The organism is Sphingobacterium nematocida, assembly GCF_900168125.1.
Taxonomy (GTDB): Bacteria; Bacteroidota; Bacteroidia; order Sphingobacteriales; family Sphingobacteriaceae; genus Sphingobacterium; species Sphingobacterium nematocida.
Genome location: NZ_FUZF01000020.1, coordinates 62413 through 80053, shown reverse-complemented (window position 1 = coordinate 80053; position 17641 = coordinate 62413). Strand labels below are relative to the sequence as shown.

The 17641-nt window shown below is 39.1% G+C and carries 13 protein-coding genes; 6 read left to right on the top strand and 7 right to left on the bottom strand.

All coding sequences use genetic code 11. The features are described 5' to 3' along the window. Nucleotides 1–180 precede the first annotated feature (180 nt). A complete protein-coding gene (locus tag B5X76_RS18115; protein WP_079645329.1) occupies nucleotides 181–2091 on the bottom strand; it encodes an amidophosphoribosyltransferase in 1911 nt (636 codons plus the stop codon). Between the two features lie 116 nt (nucleotides 2092–2207). On the opposite strand from B5X76_RS18115, the gene B5X76_RS18110 reads away from it, so the two are divergent. Beyond that, nucleotides 2208–3038 (top strand): AraC family transcriptional regulator, encoded by an 831-nt coding sequence (locus tag B5X76_RS18110; RefSeq protein ID WP_079645328.1) that lies wholly within the window; start codon nucleotides 2208–2210, stop codon nucleotides 3036–3038. Nucleotides 3039–3129: 91 nt separating this feature from the next. Further along, nucleotides 3130–4023, top strand: a complete 894-nt coding sequence (ygiD, locus tag B5X76_RS18105; RefSeq protein WP_245801084.1) for a 4,5-DOPA-extradiol-dioxygenase — start codon at nucleotides 3130–3132, stop codon at nucleotides 4021–4023. A 48-nt stretch (nucleotides 4024–4071) separates the two neighbouring features. On the opposite strand, the gene B5X76_RS18100 is transcribed toward ygiD, so the two are convergent. Continuing rightward, nucleotides 4072–4410 (bottom strand): Rieske (2Fe-2S) protein, encoded by a 339-nt coding sequence (locus B5X76_RS18100; RefSeq protein ID WP_079645327.1) that lies wholly within the window; start codon nucleotides 4408–4410, stop codon nucleotides 4072–4074. A 127-nt stretch (nucleotides 4411–4537) separates the two neighbouring features. On the opposite strand from B5X76_RS18100, the gene B5X76_RS18095 reads away from it, so the two are divergent. The 3 genes from B5X76_RS18095 to B5X76_RS18085 all read left to right on the top strand — a co-directional run bounded on the left by B5X76_RS18095 (nucleotide 4538) and on the right by B5X76_RS18085 (nucleotide 7023). After that, the gene (locus B5X76_RS18095; RefSeq protein WP_079645326.1) at nucleotides 4538–5506 is read left to right on the top strand and encodes a helix-turn-helix transcriptional regulator; all 969 of its coding nucleotides are present in this window, start codon (nucleotides 4538–4540) and stop codon (nucleotides 5504–5506) included. 77 nt (nucleotides 5507–5583) lie between these two features. Next, complete coding sequence (locus B5X76_RS18090) at nucleotides 5584–6156, top strand: GNAT family N-acetyltransferase (protein ID WP_079645324.1); 573 nt, start codon at nucleotides 5584–5586, stop codon at nucleotides 6154–6156. Nucleotides 6157–6285: 129 nt separating this feature from the next. Then, nucleotides 6286–7023: a class I SAM-dependent methyltransferase gene (locus tag B5X76_RS18085; protein WP_079645322.1), complete on the top strand. Its 738-nt coding sequence runs from the start codon at nucleotides 6286–6288 to the stop codon at nucleotides 7021–7023. Nucleotides 7024–7028: 5 nt separating this feature from the next. On the opposite strand, the gene B5X76_RS18080 is transcribed toward B5X76_RS18085, so the two are convergent. The 5 genes from B5X76_RS18080 to rpe form a co-directional block, all read right to left on the bottom strand. After that, on the bottom strand, nucleotides 7029–8210 hold the full coding sequence (locus B5X76_RS18080) for an MFS transporter (protein WP_079645360.1): 1182 nt from the start codon (nucleotides 8208–8210) through the stop codon (nucleotides 7029–7031). A 116-nt stretch (nucleotides 8211–8326) separates the two neighbouring features. After that, entirely contained in the window at nucleotides 8327–8800 is a 474-nt protein-coding gene (locus tag B5X76_RS18075) for a DinB family protein (RefSeq protein ID WP_079645359.1), read from the bottom strand. A 275-nt stretch (nucleotides 8801–9075) separates the two neighbouring features. Then, entirely contained in the window at nucleotides 9076–11343 is a 2268-nt protein-coding gene (locus B5X76_RS18070; RefSeq protein WP_079645321.1) for an aconitate hydratase, read from the bottom strand. A 213-nt stretch (nucleotides 11344–11556) separates the two neighbouring features. After that, on the bottom strand, nucleotides 11557–14319 hold the full coding sequence (locus B5X76_RS18065; protein WP_079645320.1) for a bifunctional aconitate hydratase 2/2-methylisocitrate dehydratase: 2763 nt from the start codon (nucleotides 14317–14319) through the stop codon (nucleotides 11557–11559). A gap of 281 nt (nucleotides 14320–14600) precedes the next feature. After that, nucleotides 14601–15281, bottom strand: a complete 681-nt coding sequence (gene rpe, locus B5X76_RS18060; RefSeq protein WP_079645318.1) for a ribulose-phosphate 3-epimerase — start codon at nucleotides 15279–15281, stop codon at nucleotides 14601–14603. 173 nt (nucleotides 15282–15454) lie between these two features. Between rpe and B5X76_RS18055 the strand changes: the two genes are divergently transcribed. Continuing rightward, nucleotides 15455–17593: an HD family phosphohydrolase gene (locus B5X76_RS18055; RefSeq protein ID WP_079645316.1), complete on the top strand. Its 2139-nt coding sequence runs from the start codon at nucleotides 15455–15457 to the stop codon at nucleotides 17591–17593. The last annotated feature ends 48 nt before the right edge of the window (nucleotides 17594–17641 follow it).

Genomic DNA, 17641 nt, shown 5'->3' with positions numbered 1-17641 from the left:
ACGATACCGCAGAATGGTTGTACGATGGAGATGACTTGGCTATTCTAGAAGACTAATAGCCCCCTAGATACTTAAACTATGTTTAAGTATACATTTAAGCCTCATTCAGTAATTCATTTATATAGCAAAAAAGGCTAATCCATTGGATTAGCCTTTATCTTTTTCATTATAGCAATTGATTTAACTGCTGAAATAAGCTCTTACATTCTTACCTTCAACCCAGTTCATAAACGCCTTATTAACGACTTTATTTCCACCTGGCGTTGGATAATCTCCAGAGAAATACCAATCACCTTTATGGTTTGGACATGCCGTGTGTAAGTTATCAAGAGTTTGGAAAATAACAACCAGTTCCGCATTCAGATCGTGTGGTCTTACGATCCTGGCAATTTCTTCCGAAATCTCATCATCTGTAAAAGGTTCATATATTGCTTTCACATAGTTCTCGATCTCATCTTTAGGTTTAGCAACAGATGCCAAACATCTTTGATATACTTCGTCTATGATATGCGACATTCCGTTGCGCTTCAAGAGATTAATCGCCGCTTCAAAAGCCACAAACTCACCCATCCTTGACATATCGATACCATAACAATCTGGATAACGTATTTGAGGAGCTGAAGAAACAATCACGATTTTCTTAGGATGTAAACGATCCAATATAGTTAATATAGACTGTTTTAATGTGGTGCCCCTAACAATAGAATCATCAATAGCGACTATGGTGTCTTCATGGTCTCTAACGATACCGTAGGTGGTATCATATACGTGCTGTACCATATCCTGACGATCTGCATCCTGGGTTATAAATGTACGGAGCTTGGCGTCCTTTACATTCAACTTTTCAAAGCGCGGGTGTATACTTAAGATTTCATCCAATTCTTGATCGGAGATCTTTTCATCTCTATTCAGTAAAACGTCCTTTTGATAATCTCTTACATATTTACTCATGCCTTCCATCATACCATAGTATGATACTTCGGCAGTATTAGGAATAAATGAGAAAACAGTATTCTTAATATCATTATCGATCGACGTCAAGACCTGATTGCACAACAACTTACCTAAAGATTTCCGTTCCTGATAAATATCAGCATCAGAGCCCCTAGAGAAATAGATACGCTCAAAAGAACAAGATTTTTGTTCTACTGGCTGTCTAAACATCTCTTGAGAAATTGTTCCGTCTTTTTTAACAATTAAAGCATGTCCAGGTTTAATTTCCTGCACAGCTTCCAAAGGAACATTAAAAGCTGTTTGAATAACAGGTCGTTCGGAAGCGACTACTAAAACCTCTTCATCTTGATAAAAGAATGCAGGGCGGATGCCTGCGGGGTCACGCATCACAAATGCATCGCCATGACCTATAATTCCAGCTATAGTATAACCGCCGTCCCAAGTTTTGGCTGATCGGGTTAAGATCTTAGCTACATCCAGATTTTTTGCTATTTGCGAAGAAATTTCAATATTAGAATATCCTTCTTTTTTAAATTGGTCGAAGAGTTCTTGATTCTCATCATCCAAAAAGTGACCAATTTTCTCCAATACAGTAACCGTATCTGCCTGCTCTTTAGGGTGCTGTCCTAAATCATAAAGCTGCTGCAAAAGCTCATCTACGTTAGTCATATTGAAATTTCCAGCCACCACAAGGTTTCGAGTCATCCAATTGTTTTGACGTAAAAACGGGTGACAACTTTCAATACTGTTTTTGCCGTGTGTACCATAGCGTAAATGCCCTAATAGTACCTCACCAGTAAAACTAACATTGTCTTTAAGCCACTGCGTATCTTTAGATTCCTTTGGATAAGCTTTATTTACTGCTGCAAATTTTTTCTGAACGTATTCAAAAATATCTGCAACGGCAGTGGATCCCATAGCCCTATACCGGCTGATGTATCGATTACCTGGCTTTACATCAAATTTAATTGTTGCAATACCAGCCCCATCCTGTCCACGGTTATGTTGCTTCTCCATGAGAAGATACATTTTGTTAATCCCGTAGTAAGGAGTTCCATATTTTTCCTGATAATATGAGAGGGGTTTTAATAGTCTGACAAGTGCAATACCACACTCGTGTTTTATAGCGTCACTCATAGCTTGAATTGATGATGCAAAGGTACAAAAATTAGATTTCTTACTAAAGCGCCCTTGCATTTTTTTTAAGTAAAAAACTTTTAGGTGACACAATGACTTTAATTTATCTTTAACCTATGGACGAGTTATTCAAAATTTACAAGGTCGATGCTAAGGAGGCGGAAAGCATTAAGAGCAGTATAAATGTCCCTCATAAGCATGATTTTGAGGAACTAATCATCGGATTGAAAGGAAAACTAACTCATTTTATAGACTATGAGGTACAAGAATGGGACGCCCCTTTTATCTCCTTTGTTACAAAAGGTAAGCTGCACCGTATTCAGCCCGATCTTCGAAATGGCCACTGTGATTTCTGGGTTATCCGTTTTAAAAGCGAATTTATTCCGGAAATCACGTTTCAGCTGTACAACTCTTATCATGATCAAGCTAATTTTCAATTGAGACAGGACTTGTATTTAGATCGTCTAGATAAAATATGTCATTTGATAAATGACGAAATGAAGGAATTGAGTCCAGAACTTTGCGTTGTCCGTAACCTTCTTTCCTCCCTTTTTATTATGATAGATGTCGAACGGAAGAAGAGCACCGGGGATCTGCAGCCTACATTGAACAGTCAAAACCTTACCTTCCAAAGTTTTCTCGCTATTCTTGAAGACAACTTTAGACGTCCCGAAGGCGTAAATTTTTATGCTGAAAAACTATTCATGACTCCGCGTGCGCTAAATAATATAACACAGCGGATCTTACAACAAACAGTTTTAGAAATCATCGAAACGCGCAAACTAACCGAGGCAAAAAATCTACTATTTACCACGGAAAAGAACATCGCAGAGATTGGATTCGAACTAGGGTATACCGACAAAGCATACTTTACCAGTGTATTTAAAAAGAAATCAGGGTTCACACCGAGCGAGTTTCGACAGGATATGCGACAGCGTATAACCTAATATCAATACTTTTTGACCAAATTCTTATACCAACGCCTAGTATAAATACCGCACCTTTGTTACGTAGTTTTCATTATTAAATAATAGAGAAATGGAAGATATGAATAGAAAGCAATTTTTGACTGCAGCCTCAGTCTTACCTCTAACAGGAGCAGCCTTGAAACTCAGCTCACTCAACCGTTTTATTGATAGTCTCGACAACAGTAGTAAAATGCCTGTTCTCTTTCTCGGTCATGGCAGTCCGATGAATGCCATTGAGGACAATGAATTTGTTCAGGGATTCAAACAAATAAGCAAGGAGATCGAGCCCCCTCGAGCCATCCTGGTCATTTCTGCACACTGGGAGACACGTGGTACTTATGTTACCGCTATGGAGAACCCTGTGACGATTCATGACTTTGGAGGTTTTCCTCAAGAGTTATTTGACGTTCAGTACCCAGCTCCTGGATCGCCAGAGCTGGCTAAACTAACCAAAGACATCGTTCAATCCACAGATGTACATTTAGATGATAAATGGGGATTAGACCATGGTTCCTGGTCTGTTATAAAACACCTTTATCCCAAAGCAGATATTCCCGTTATTCAGATGAGTATTGACTATACCCAGCCCCCTTCCTTCCATTATGCCTTAGCCAAAGAACTATCCGTACTAAGGCACAAAGGAGTACTTATAGTAGGCAGCGGAAATAATGTACACAACCTATCTAAGGTGTCTTGGTCACATATTAATACGGTAGGGTATGCATTTGATTGGGCAAAACATGCTGATGAGACGATGAAAAAATTCATTATTGATCGCAATCACCAAGCTTTGATCGACTACAAAAAACAAGGGGTAGAATTTCAACTAGCAATTCCAACGCCCGAGCACTATATGCCTTTGCTCTACAGTCTAGGTCTTCAGGAAAAGAATGAAGATGTACATATTTTTAATGATCAAGCCATTGCAGGATCACTAACGATGACCTCTCTAAAGATAGGTTAGCGCTACTTGAGTCAATTCTTTTTCAGGAGCTATTATCCAAAACTGATTTTAGCTCCTTGAAAAAAGCCTTTTCAAAAAGCTTTCCTTTACATCAATATACCACTTATTTTCGATCACTTGCAAAGGATAAATTGTAATATAATTTCCTTGTCCAACTATTCCTTTACCTGTTTTCAGATCAAACTGTTGTCTGTGATAGGCACAAACTACAAATCCGGCCACACACCAGCCCTGCTCCAGGGGTGCTCCAGCATGTGGACATTTTTTTGAAAAGGCCACCCAGCTCCCTTCATGAAAAACCAAGCAAAATGTTAACCCAGGAACGGAAACCTGTCGAATACTCCCGTCTGCTATCATGTATCTTTCTGGAATTTCAACCCAAGCCATACTATAAATTTAACGAATTGTATTTTGTAATTAACGCCCCGATCAAATAGGAGATTAATTTATCTTTTTTAAACGGAACTTCAATAATACAAAGCTTTTTTCTAAGTTTAACCAAAAAAAGAAAAACGTGTCTGTTGATTTAAAAAAGAGATTTGATCGAATAGTAGAAATTCTTATTCAATTACAATCCAAAAGAGTGGTAAAAGCCCAAGAACTTGCTGACCGTTTCGAAGTAAGCCTTCGAACTATCTACCGAGACATTAAAAGTCTAGAACAAGCAGGAGTGCCCATCATAGGAGAAGCCGGAAGCGGATATTCCATAGTGGAGGGCTACCGATTGCCCCCAATTGTATTTTCCAAAGAAGAGGCTATTAGCTTTATTGGGGCAGAAAAGCTGATGGAAAAATTTATGGACAAAAAGCTCATGTCTGATTATAAATCAGCCATGTATAAAATAAGGTCCGTTTTAAAGCACAATGAAAGGGACTCTATCTCTACGATCGAGAATCAGATCATTATGAGCAAGTCTAGTTACGAAACATTCAACCAGTCCGTGCCTCACGCTTTACAGACCTTTTTTGAGAGTATAGCCCACAAAAGACAGGTAGCCCTCTCCTATCAAGGAACTATTGATAAGCAACCGGAAGCTAGAACTATTGAACCTATTGGTTTATTTCATGAGAACAATTTTTGGTATGTAGGAGCTTACTGCTTAAAGCGCAATGACTATAGGCAATTTAGAGCAGATCGTATCTTTTCGATCGAACTTCTTACGGCCACTTTTACACGAGAGCATATTAGTCTAGCCGAATTAATGGCCAATCGAAAGAACAATATTACACCAATCTCTGTACATATACGTGTGGGTTTAGACACAGCCCCCCATCTGGATTGGCAAAAGGCGTACTTTGGATTTACGCACGAGGATAGATCAACCCGACATACGGATCTTTTTTTTGAATACAAAGGCCCACTTGACTACTTTGCCCGATGGTTTATGATGTTTGCAGATGATGCTTGGATTATCGAACCTACAGTACTCAAAGAAGCGGTAAAAACCATTCTCAAAAAAAGTCTAAACTGTATTGAAACATAGGCATCAGGAAAAACACGTTGAATCGCCAAAATCGGATAACGAGAAAAACAAAACAATAAAAATAGAGTTATTTAGAAATGACATACAATACCTCCACCATTCCAGAAATTCAGATTTCCTCAGGCATAATCTTAAAAAGCAGTTCTCCAGACCAAGCAGAAGCACTTTATAATGCGATCCAAAGTAACAAATCTTATCTGGGTCAATTTCTACCTTGGGTAGCGCATGTAAACTCCGTAAATGACAGTATAACATACCTTCAAAAATCTCAAGAAAACTGTACACAAGGCGATGAATTAAGCTACAATATATTTAAAACCAATACATTAGTTGGACGCATAGGTCTGCACCAGATAGATAAAGTCAACAACAATGCTTCAATAGGTTATTGGCTTACCGAAGATTGTCAAGGGCAAGGAATAATCACAACAGCCTGCACGGCCTTGTTAAAAATCGGATTCCAAGATTTGAATTTTCAACGTATAGAAATTCTCACAGCAATAAACAATGCAAAAAGCGCTGCTATCCCATTACGATTAGGATTTGCTCATGAAGGGATTTTAAGACAGGTAGAACGTCATGATCAACAATACTTTGATCTCAACATATTTTCGATACTAAGGAGTGAATGGTCACAACAAAAAAACTAACTATAGGGAGAGTATTGGGATAAAACGTGGCGATTACGTCCACATTGCAGACATACTCAAATACGACTAAATTTAATTCGTTAAATTTCCAAATTATTTTTCCTAAATTTATAGAAAAGATATGGCATCATGAAAGATAACTTTTCTACTATATCGGACAAATACGCGAAGTTCAGACCTGACTATCCGCAAACAATCTATGATTTTCTGTATCCCCTGTTAAAAGAAAAAGAAAGAGCCTGGGATTGCGCAACCGGCAATGGGCAAGTCGCCCGTGAACTTGCTAAAGACTTCACCTGGGTCGAAGCTACTGACATGAGTGCACAGCAGCTAAAACATGCCTACCAAGCAGACAACATCCACTACTCTATTCAAAAAGCAGAGCACACACAGTTCGCCGATGATAGTTTTGATTTGATTACCGTTGCGCAGGCTGTACATTGGTTCGATTTAGAAAAGTTCAATAATGAAGTGAAGCGAGTAGGCAGACCAAATAGTATTATCGCATTAATAGGGTACGAATTAAATCATATTACCCCAGAAATTGATGCTATAGTCCAGTCCTTCTACGCCGATATTATTGGTCAATATTGGGATCCAGAGAGGAGACATATCCAAGAACGCTACCAAAGTATTCCTTTTCCTTATCGTGAGCTTGAAACACCCGAAGTTACAAATATCAAACTCTGGAAGATAGAAAATCTAATCGGTTATCTTAACACCTGGTCCGCCGTTCAACATTATCAGAAGGCACACGGGAGTAATCCAGTAACTCAAATTGAAAAAGATCTTCGTAATGCTTGGGGACCTGTAGAAATTAGGAGAGTCAACTTTCCTATTATTTTTAAAGCCGGTAGAATCAAGTAGCAGAACTAGACACTTACTTTTTTTGCAAATAATACATGAGCTATTAGTGCCATGATGTTAAAGGCAAAACCTACAGTGCAAACAGCAGCCCACTGTCCATGCTCCCAAGCCCAAGCTGCTGTCAGTGTGCCTAACGATCCGCCAATAAAATACGAAACCATATAAACGGTATTCAATCGGTTTGTAGCCTTTGCATTTAACGAAAAAAAGTCCGTTTGATTCATAATATGCGAGGCCTGTAGCCCTAAATCCAACAAAATGATACCAACCACTAGCCCCCAATAGGTATCACCAGCCCCGAAAGTAAATAGCCAGCTGCTTAACAAAATACTCAATGCAACCGTTATTATTTTAAAGTTCGACCATTTTCGAGTAAACCGTCCCACGAAAGCTGCTGCTAATGCTCCAACAGCCCCTACCAAACCAAAGCTCCCCACCACCGTGGCACCTACATTAAAAGGCGGTCCTTCTAGATGAAAAACCAGTGTGGTGAAGACAGCAGACATCCCTGCAAAAGCCATAGCCCCGCGAAAAGAGGCCAAACGTAATAAAGGATACCTCTTGGCCATCTGAACTACCGAACGTAATAAAGACGCATAACTTCCCGTGAAATTAGGTTTTAGATCGGGTAGAAATTTGAAAATACCCAACCAGGTAACTAATATAAGTGCGGAAGCTATAGCATACATCGATCTCCATCCCCAAAGATCGCCCACAAGCCCGCTTAACATTCGAGACAATAATATGCCCATTAATAAGCCTGACATCACCATACCAATATTAGCAGATCGTTGATCTGGATCCGATAGCTCCGCTGTCATAGGGACAAACAACTGTGGGATAACAGAGGTCACACCTAATATAAAGTGAGCTGCATATAGCATCCAAAAAGATTTCGCAAAAAATATCCAAATCAAACAAGCAAACACAATCACCAAATCCGCCAATACCAACCTTCTGCGAAAAACCTTATCGCCTAGAGGTACGATGAATAGCAATCCGCAGGCATAACCTATCTGAGTCAAAACTGAAATCTTACTGACCTCTGTTTCGCTGACTCCAAAATCTGTAGCCATCAACGATAACAGGGGTTGATTATAATATATATTAGCTACGACCAAGCCTGATGCGATGGTCATCAACCAAAGTGTTGTCTTCTTTAACTTTACCGTCTGCGTCATATTCATGTTTTTCGTACGCGAACATACAAAATCATCTATAACAACACTATAAATTATCAACATAAAATAAAAAAGCGACCTTCTTTTTACAGAGGTCACTTTTCCATTATTTTATATACTCCTTAGTATCTATCCCAGAAAAAAGGAGGTTCAATCCCCAATCCCCGAAGATAAACATAGCCTTGTGCTCGGTGATGTATCTCATTATCGATAAAATATTGGATGTTTTCGACGATTGGAAACTCATATTCGCCAAAAAGCTTAAAATTCTCTTTAAAGCGATCTACTGGTATTTGATTAAAAAGCATCTCTATTTTTGGCGTATCGGCATCCCAACGGGCCAACAACTCTTCTTTCGTCTTCAGTGGCAAATTATGATCATACTTCTCAATTTTATTTGACACAATGCTTTCCAGTCCAGGAACAGCAATAGACAACATCTCTTTTACCAAATCTCCAAAGGAACGCATTCCTCCTATCGAAAATTCAAATAAATCCTTTTCCGGAAATTTTTCAATAACTCGTCTAGTCAATGTACGGTGACCCTGCCAATTTTTTAAAAGCTCTTCTTTTGAAATAATACCTTGCGTGTTCATATATGTTTTTCTTTTGATTATACCCAAAGATACTGGCATCGTTGACAAAGGTATGTCAACAGCAAAAAGCTAAACTTATTGCCCCACAAAACTTTCATGATTCTTCTAGATCACCAACAGGCATGAACCGAACCTGATTATAGCGGGTGAGCTCTTGAATGCCGTCAATAAAGAACATTGTTATGAAAAAATTCTTGATGTCCTTATAGAACAAACACCTTCAAAAAAAAGGTCATACTGTATAGTACGACCTTTCATGTTATTGGCAATTATTATTATTTTGCCTGATTTTTACGAATAATATTTAAAGCACCACCTGCTTTAAACCACTCGATTTGTTGATCATTATAGGTATGATTTACAGAAATACTATCTTCTGAGCCATCCGCATGATGCAACACAAGTGTCAGCGGTTTATTTGGTGCGAACTCAGTCAATCCAATGATATCGATTGTATCATTCTCTTGTATCTTATCGTAATCATCTTTATTAGCAAAAGTCAAACCTAGCATCCCTTGTTTCTTTAGATTAGTCTCATGGATACGGGCAAAGGACTTGACCAATACCGCACGAACTCCCAAATGACGAGGCTCCATTGCGGCATGTTCACGGGAAGAACCTTCACCGTAGTTCTCGTCACCAACGACAATAGAACCAATCCCCGCAGCTTTATATGCTCTTTGAGTAGAAGGCACAGCACCGTATTCACCTGTCAACTGATTCTGTACATTGTCTGTCTTCTCGTTAAAATAGTTGACAGCACCAATCAAAAGATTATTCGAAATATTATCCAGGTGACCGCGATATTTCAACCATGGGCCAGCCATAGATATATGATCCGTTGTACATTTTCCTTTGGCTTTGATCAATAATTTTAAGCCTTTTAAATCTGTACCTTCCCATGCTGCGAAAGGTTCTAATAACTGAAGGCGATCAGAAGTTGGAGATACCTCTACGACCACTGATGAACCATCTGCAGCGGGAGCCTGATATCCGGGATCTTCTACATCAAATCCTTTCGTTGGCAATTCATCTCCTGTAGGTGGGTCAAGTTTGACCTGCTCTCCATTCTTATTCGTCAATGTATCTGTGACAGGATTAAAACCTAAATCACCGGAGATAGCGATAGCCGCTACCATTTCAGGAGAAGTTACAAATGCGTAAGTATTAGGGTTGCCATCTGCACGTTTTGCAAAATTACGGTTGAAAGAGTGAACAATTGTATTTTTCTCTTGCTTGTCTGCACCAGCACGATCCCACATACCGATACATGGACCACATGCATTGGTAAAGATTGTTGCATTTAGGTCTTCGAAAGTTTTCAATAGCCCGTCTCGATCTGCAGTATAGCGTACTTGTTCAGATCCAGGGTTGATACCAAATTCCGCCTTAGTCACCAAACCTTTATCAATTGCCTGACGAGCAATAGAAGCGGCACGAGCCAAATCTTCGTAGGAAGAGTTTGTACATGAGCCAATCAATCCCCATTCTACCTTTGTAGGCCAGCCATTCTTTTGAGCCTCTTCGCGCATACGTGAAGCTGGGGTATATAAATCAGGAGTAAATGGACCATTTAAAGATGGTTCCAGTTCCGAAAGGTTTATTTCAATCAACTGATCAAAATAAAGCTCTGGATTGGCATAGACCTCCGGATCTGCGGTCAAATGTTCTTTAATCGCATTAGCTGCATCAGCCACATCAGCACGATCTGTAGCACGTAAATAACGCTCCATAGCAGCATCATAACCAAATGTAGAAGTGGTTGCTCCAATTTCAGCCCCCATATTACAGATTGTTCCTTTTCCAGAACAAGATAAAGATTCAGCACCTTCACCAAAATATTCTACTATTGCACCAGTACCACCTTTTACAGTTAAAATACCAGCGACTTTCAAAATCACATCTTTAGATGCAGCCCAGCCCGATAATTTACCCGTTAATTTTACACCGATCAATTTAGGGAATTTTAATTCCCACGGTAAGCCTGCCATTACATCACAAGCATCTGCTCCCCCTACGCCAATAGCTACCATCCCCAAACCACCGGCATTTACCGTATGGGAGTCGGTACCGATCATCATTCCGCCAGGAAAAGCATAATTCTCCAACACTACTTGGTGAATAATTCCAGCTCCCGGTTTCCAAAAACCGATTCCATATTTGTTCGAAACAGAACTCAAGAAGTTGAATACTTCTGAACTTTCATTCTTAGCACGAGCTAGATCTTTGTCAGCGCCCTCTTTAGCTTGAATCAAGTGGTCACAGTGCACCGTAGATGGAACAGCGGCTTTAGCTCTTCCAGCTTGCATAAACTGCAATAAAGCCATCTGGGCTGTAGCATCCTGCATAGCTACGCGATCTGGCGCAAAGTCTACATACGATTTACCACGCTCATAAGCCTCTGTTGCGTTCCCGTCCCAAAGGTGCGTGTATAAGATTTTTTCAGAAAGTGTCAACGGTTTATTAACGATCTGACGAGCTGCTTTAATACGCTCATCATACTGTGAATAAACTTTTTTAATCATTTCAATATCAAAAGCCATAATATATTATTTCGTTCTTACTTAATGCTATTTTATTACAATTTACTAATTATTTTTAGAATTGATTTTCAAAATACTGTCACTTAATCTATTTAAAATGATTCTAACTAAATAGTTCCAAAACAGTACATAAAAAAACGAGGCCATCCTTCAGGATAGCCTCGTCTTAAATTTATAGTAAACTCGGTACGTATATTTAAAATTACAACCGGATTATTTAATCGACATCGGAGTAAACTTTGTTAAGTTAATCCCTTCAACTGCCGTTTTATACTCTTCAATGTTTGGAATACGTCCTAAAATTGCCGACAATACAACGACTGGAGTAGACGCCAATAAAGACTCTCCTTTTTTTCCATCTCTATCTTCTACCACACGGCCTTGAAATAAACGAGTAGATGTCGCCATCACCGTATCTCCTTTTGCAGCTTTTTCTTGATTACCCATACACAAGTTACAGCCTGGACGCTCTAAATACATAATATTCTCATATTCGGTACGTGCGGCAGATTTTGGCAGTAAATCACTGAATTCAAAACCCGAATACTTTTGCAAGTACTCCCAATCTCCTTCTTCCTTCAACTCATCAATGATATTGTAAGTAGGCGCAGCCACCACTAAAGGAGCGTTGAATTTAACCTCACCTTGTTGTTTCTCTACATTACGTAACATTTGAGAAACGATTTTTAAGTCATCTTTATGAACCATACAAGATCCCACAAAGCCCAAATCTACCTTTTTGTCCCCTCCATAAAAGGTTAAGTCCCGTATGGTATCGTGCGTATAGCGTTTAGAAACATCGGCATTATTTACGTCCGGATCCGCAATCATTGGCTCTTCTATAATATCTAAGTCAATGACAACTTCAGCATAATATTTGGCATTATCATCAGGCGTAAGAGCAGGTTTAGCACCCGATCTAATTTCTTCGATACGCTTGTTTGCTTTATCAATTAAACCTTGTAAAACTTGGTTTTTATTGTCCATACCTTTATCAATCATGATCTGGATACGCGACTTAGCTATTTCCAGGGATTGAATCAAAGTATCATCTTGAGAAATACATATCGATGCTTTTGCTTTCATCTCAGCAGTCCAATCTGTAAATGTAAACGCCTGATCCGCCAATAGAGTTCCGATATGAACCTCAATAATGCGACCTTGGAATACATTTTCGCCGTCAAACTGTTTCAACATTTGAGACTGAGTAGCATGAACCACATCACGGAAGTCCATGTGCTGCTTCATCGTACCTTTGAATGTAACCTTCACAGACTCAGGAATCGGCATAGATGCTTCACCTGTCGCTAAGGCCAATGCCACAGTACCAGAGTCAGCACCAAAAGCAACCCCTTTTGACATACGTGTATGCGAATCACCTCCGATGATGATAGCCCATTCGTCGATCGTAATATCATTTAACACCTTATGAATAACGTCTGTCATTGAATGATACTCTCCTTTAGGATCACGTGCCGTAATGACACCAAAATCATTCATAAACTTCATTAACTTAGGAATATTAGCCTGTGCTTTTTTATCCCAAACTGAAGCTGTATGACATCCGGACTGATATGCACCATCAACTGTAGGAGCAATAACAGTAGCAGCCATTGCCTCTAACTCTTGGGAAGTCATCAAACCTGTAGTATCCTGAGACCCTACAATATTTACTTTAACACGAACATCAGAGCCTGCATGCAAAATCTTTCCTGGCGTAGACCCAACGGCATTATTATTGAATATTTTTTCAACGGCTGTTAGACCATAACCATCATTTGAAATCTCCTTTGAAGGCGCAAAAACTATCGGCGCTGTGATGCCTAAAGTCTGAGCAGCAAAGGTCTGTATTTTCTTACCAAAAACGATAGCGTAAGAACCGCCCGCTTTGATGAATTCCATTTTTTGAGGAGTCAAAGATCTTGATATATCAATTAGTTCTTCTGCTCCATTATATAATTTCTGAGTTTTGGTGTTGATGGTTAAAACTGTTCCAGTTGCTACGGAGTAAACTTCTTCCAAGATAGGATCTCCATTCTCGTTGCGGACCACATCTCCGTTTGCGTCAACTTGTTTCTTCCAGTTTTTTAGATCGATCCCAATCCCCCCTGTTACATCAACTGTAGTCAAGAAAATTGGAGAAATACCATTTGTTCCACCTACTATGGGAGCAATATTTACGAAAGGAATATAAGGCGAAGCCTGCTTACCTGTCCATAGAGCCACATTATTAACACCAGACATACGTGAAGAACCGACACCCATAGTACCTTTCTCCGCGATCAACATAACGCTGGCATCGGGATGTAGCTCTTGTAGGGCGCGAATCTTGGCTTGGGCTTCTGGCGTAATCATACATTTACCGTGCAATTCACGATCCGAACGAGAGTGCGCTTGATTGCCCGGAGATAATAGATCCGTAGAAATATCACCTTCAGCAGCTATATAAGTTACCACTTTTATCTCTTCTGCTACAGCAGGCAATCCTGTAAAGAACTCTGCTTTTGCATAACTTTCTAAAATTCCTTTCGCGATAGCATTACCATTATCGTAAGCAGATTTTAAACGAGCTGTATCTGCATCATATAGGAAAACTTGTGTTTTAAGAACCTCTGCCGCCTGATTCGCTATTGTCTCATCGTTTCCTAAAGCTAAATCCAAAAGAACCTTGATAGATGGTCCTCCCTTCATATGAGACAACAATTCAAAAGCGTAGTCTACTGTAATTTCAGCAACGATCGCTTCGCCTAAAACAATTTCCTTTAAAAACTTGGCTTTCACGCCAGCTGCAGGAGTTGTACCAGGCAGCGTATTATAGATGAACGACCTTAAAGATTCCTCTCTATCCGCATGATTTAGGTCTTTGATTTGTCCAATAATCTCACTAGTCAATTCTGCACCGTCTATCGGTTTTGGATGTAATCCTATATTTTTTCTTTCCTCAGTCTCTAGTATGTAATCGTTGTAAATACTCATTTTTAGTTTTTCTATATTTTTTAGGCGGTTAAATACAATTTTAAATCCTACCGCTTTTTATTAATTATTTAGCAATAATCTTTATTTTTTTCGATGCAAAAATAACAAAAATCAGGGTTTAAATACAATTTAGGCAACCGTTTGAATAATTTGGAATTATTCCAAATAACTATTTGCGTTTGATATAAAATTTGGCTGTATAAAATAAATCCTCCAGTTAACAAAAAAGCAATTCTGTTGAGGAATTGCCTTATTAAACTATTTTGCACATACAATGCTCTCTACGCCATTTGCGGTGGATAATCAACCATTTTTAATTCTTTGATTGTATTAATAGGGCTTAAAGCACTGAATACAAAAGATCCGGCAACCAACGCATCTGCCCCAGCTTTCACAAGTTGAGCCGCATTATCCAACGTCACTCCCCCATCAACCTCAATAATAAGGTTATCATTGACTCCCGCTGCCAATTGTCTAAGCTCTTTGATTTTGGTGTAGGTATTCTGAATAAACTTCTGTCCACCAAACCCTGGGTTTACAGACATGATACACACCAAGTCAATATCCTGTATAACATCCTTTAACAACTGTACAGGTGTATGCGGATTCAATGCTACTCCCGCCCTACAGCCCAACTCCTTGATTGCACTCAATGTACGATGCAAGTGAGGGCAGGCTTCGTAGTGAACCGTAATATTTGCTGCTCCACTATCTTTACAGACTTTCAGGTACCGGTCCGGATCAACAATCATCAAATGTACATCCAGCGGTTTGACCGCATGTTTGGCGATGGCCTGCATTACTGGAAACCCAAAAGAAATATTAGGCACGAAAACACCATCCATAATATCGATATGAAACCAATCCGCTTCGCTATCGTTCACCATTTTAATATCAGAACTTAGATTTGCAAAATCAGCCGCCAGGATCGACGGTGCTATCAAGTGTTTATTGTTTGACATGTTCTTTAATCATTAAAACCCAATACAAACCTAAAGAAAATGCTTTGCATTAGCGAATAGATACCTTACAACTTTCAGAATAGAGTTTAGATAGTCCTAAAGAAACCTCAAAAAAAAAATCCCGAATAATAGTTACTTTTGTACAAGTGTTATAAACATAAACAGGCAATACAGTGGCAAAACTCAAGATAAACTACATCGATTCTAAAATACATGGCAATTCCTTATTCTTTAAATACGGAATGGTCATTGTTACCGTTTTATTAATCTGTCTTTTCTTACCAAAACAGCCACGATTCGAATACGAATTCCAGAAAGGAAAAGCTTGGAACCACGATAATCTCGTCTCTCCTTACAACTTTGCTGTATTAAAGACAAAAGAAGAACTGGACAAAGATAAACAACAGATCTTAAAGACTGTACAACCTGTATACAACCTAAACACTTCAATAAACAAAGAACAAATCGATCAATTTACGACAGATCTCGCCGAGAAATGGCAAAGTAGTCAAATGGATACCGTACCATCCTTAAAAATAGAGTACTACAAAAAGAAAGGTGTAGAATTGCTAACGGCAATTTACAACAGAGGTGTCCTTTCTCTTAACAACCGTTACCAAACCAAAGGCACAGACACCGAGAAGCTTAATGAGACAGATGCTAATTACAATTTCACGCTACTCAACAACAACGTCGCTACACAGAAAAACACGGTCGATTGTTTTACCATAGAGACAGCTTATGAGTTCCTTAAATTAAGTTTGGACCGAGACAAAGAGATCACCAGAAAAAAATGGTTTATCGATGTACTCAAAAATTATATCACCGTAAACTTGATTTACAATGAATCTCTTACCGACAAAATCGAACAAACGGCCTTAAGTAACATTTCAAGCACCAGAGGGATGGTTCAAAAAGGAGAACTTATCGCCGAAAGAGACAAAATCGTAAACAATGACACCTACCAAAAACTAGAGTCATTGCGTAAAGTATTTGAGGATGAAGCCAAAATAACGGGTAATAGAAATTATGTCGCTTTGGGTCAGTTTTTATTGGTTGGGCTAGCAATGACACTCTTGATGGTCTTTCTTTATTTCTTTAGACGTCAGATTTATGACAGCAATAGACTTCTCGTCATTATCTTTATCGTTATCCTCGCCATGCTTGGTGTCCTATCTTGGTCTATAGAGATTAAGATATCGAGCTTATACTTTATTCCTTACTGTGGGGTTCCTATTATCTTCAGAATTTTATTCGACACCCGTGTCGCACTGAACATACACTTGTTGATGGTTCTGATTGCAGCCCTATTCGTCCCCAACAGCTATGATTTCGTTTTTTTACAATTTATGTCGGGGCTAGTTGCTATCTATAGTATCCGAACTATGGTCAAGCGAGAGCAATTTCTAATTTCCAGCGTACTGATTCTGGCTACGTATATTATAGGCTATATTGGTTTAGTTCTTACACGAAACGGCTCTGTGACGAATGTTTACTGGAACGATATAAGCCCCTTCATCGTAAGTGTAGGCCTTACGCTCTTAGCTTATCCTCTTATTTATGCTTTCGAGAAGCTTTTTGGTATAGTTTCAGACTTAACACTGATGGAACTGACCAATAGCAATTCAAAGCTCTTGCGCGAGTTGTCATTAAAAGCTCCGGGAACCTTCCAGCATTCATTACAAGTAGCAAATTTAGCAGAAGCAGCAGTTTATAAAATTGGAGGCAACCCTCTACTGATAAGAGCCGGAGCGTTATATCACGACATCGGCAAAATGATCAACCCACTATACTTTATAGAGAATCAAAAAAACGGTGTCAATCCCCACAAAGAACTCACTTCCGAACAAAGTGCACAGATTATCATCTCTCACGTGATCAAGGGGGTTGAGATCGCAAAACGCAACCTATTACCGGAAGTTGTTATCGATTTCATAAAGAGTCACCACGGCACGACACGGGTAGATTATTTTTACAACGAATTTATTCGCGACAATCCCGAAAAACTCGTTGACGAGACGATCTTCCATTACCCTGGACCTATCCCTTTCTCCAAAGAGACGGCCGTCCTTATGATGGCAGATTCTGTTGAAGCAGCTGCTAGAGCTCTAAAAGAGCCTACAAAAGACTCTATCAGTAATCTGGTCGATAAAATCATCGAACACAAATTAATGCAAAAACAATTTGAAAATGCCAACATCACGATGAAAGATATTAACGACGTTGCACACATTTTCAAAAACATGTTAATGAGTATTTATCACGTCCGTATAGACTACGATCTGAGCAAGAAAAAAGATGTTTTACAATAAATAAATGAATCTCAATAGGTTAATATTAGGAGTCGAAAAATTATCAAA

Bases quoted from the DNA above. Each gene is read 5' to 3' on its own strand.
- B5X76_RS18115 (WP_079645329.1), bottom strand. From the start codon at position 2,091: ATGAGTGACGCTATAAAACACGAGTGTGGTATTGCACTTGTCAGACTA.
- B5X76_RS18110 (WP_079645328.1), top strand. From the start codon at position 2,208: ATGGACGAGTTATTCAAAATTTACAAGGTCGATGCTAAGGAGGCGGAA.
- ygiD (WP_245801084.1), top strand. From the start codon at position 3,130: ATGGAAGATATGAATAGAAAGCAATTTTTGACTGCAGCCTCAGTCTTA.
- B5X76_RS18100 (WP_079645327.1), bottom strand. From the start codon at position 4,410: ATGGCTTGGGTTGAAATTCCAGAAAGATACATGATAGCAGACGGGAGT.
- B5X76_RS18090 (WP_079645324.1), top strand. From the start codon at position 5,584: ATGACATACAATACCTCCACCATTCCAGAAATTCAGATTTCCTCAGGC.
- B5X76_RS18085 (WP_079645322.1), top strand. From the start codon at position 6,286: ATGAAAGATAACTTTTCTACTATATCGGACAAATACGCGAAGTTCAGA.
- B5X76_RS18080 (WP_079645360.1), bottom strand. From the start codon at position 8,210: ATGAATATGACGCAGACGGTAAAGTTAAAGAAGACAACACTTTGGTTG.
- B5X76_RS18075 (WP_079645359.1), bottom strand. From the start codon at position 8,800: ATGAACACGCAAGGTATTATTTCAAAAGAAGAGCTTTTAAAAAATTGG.
- B5X76_RS18070 (WP_079645321.1), bottom strand. From the start codon at position 11,343: ATGGCTTTTGATATTGAAATGATTAAAAAAGTTTATTCACAGTATGAT.
- B5X76_RS18065 (WP_079645320.1), bottom strand. From the start codon at position 14,319: ATGAGTATTTACAACGATTACATACTAGAGACTGAGGAAAGAAAAAAT.
- rpe (WP_079645318.1), bottom strand. From the start codon at position 15,281: ATGTCAAACAATAAACACTTGATAGCACCGTCGATCCTGGCGGCTGAT.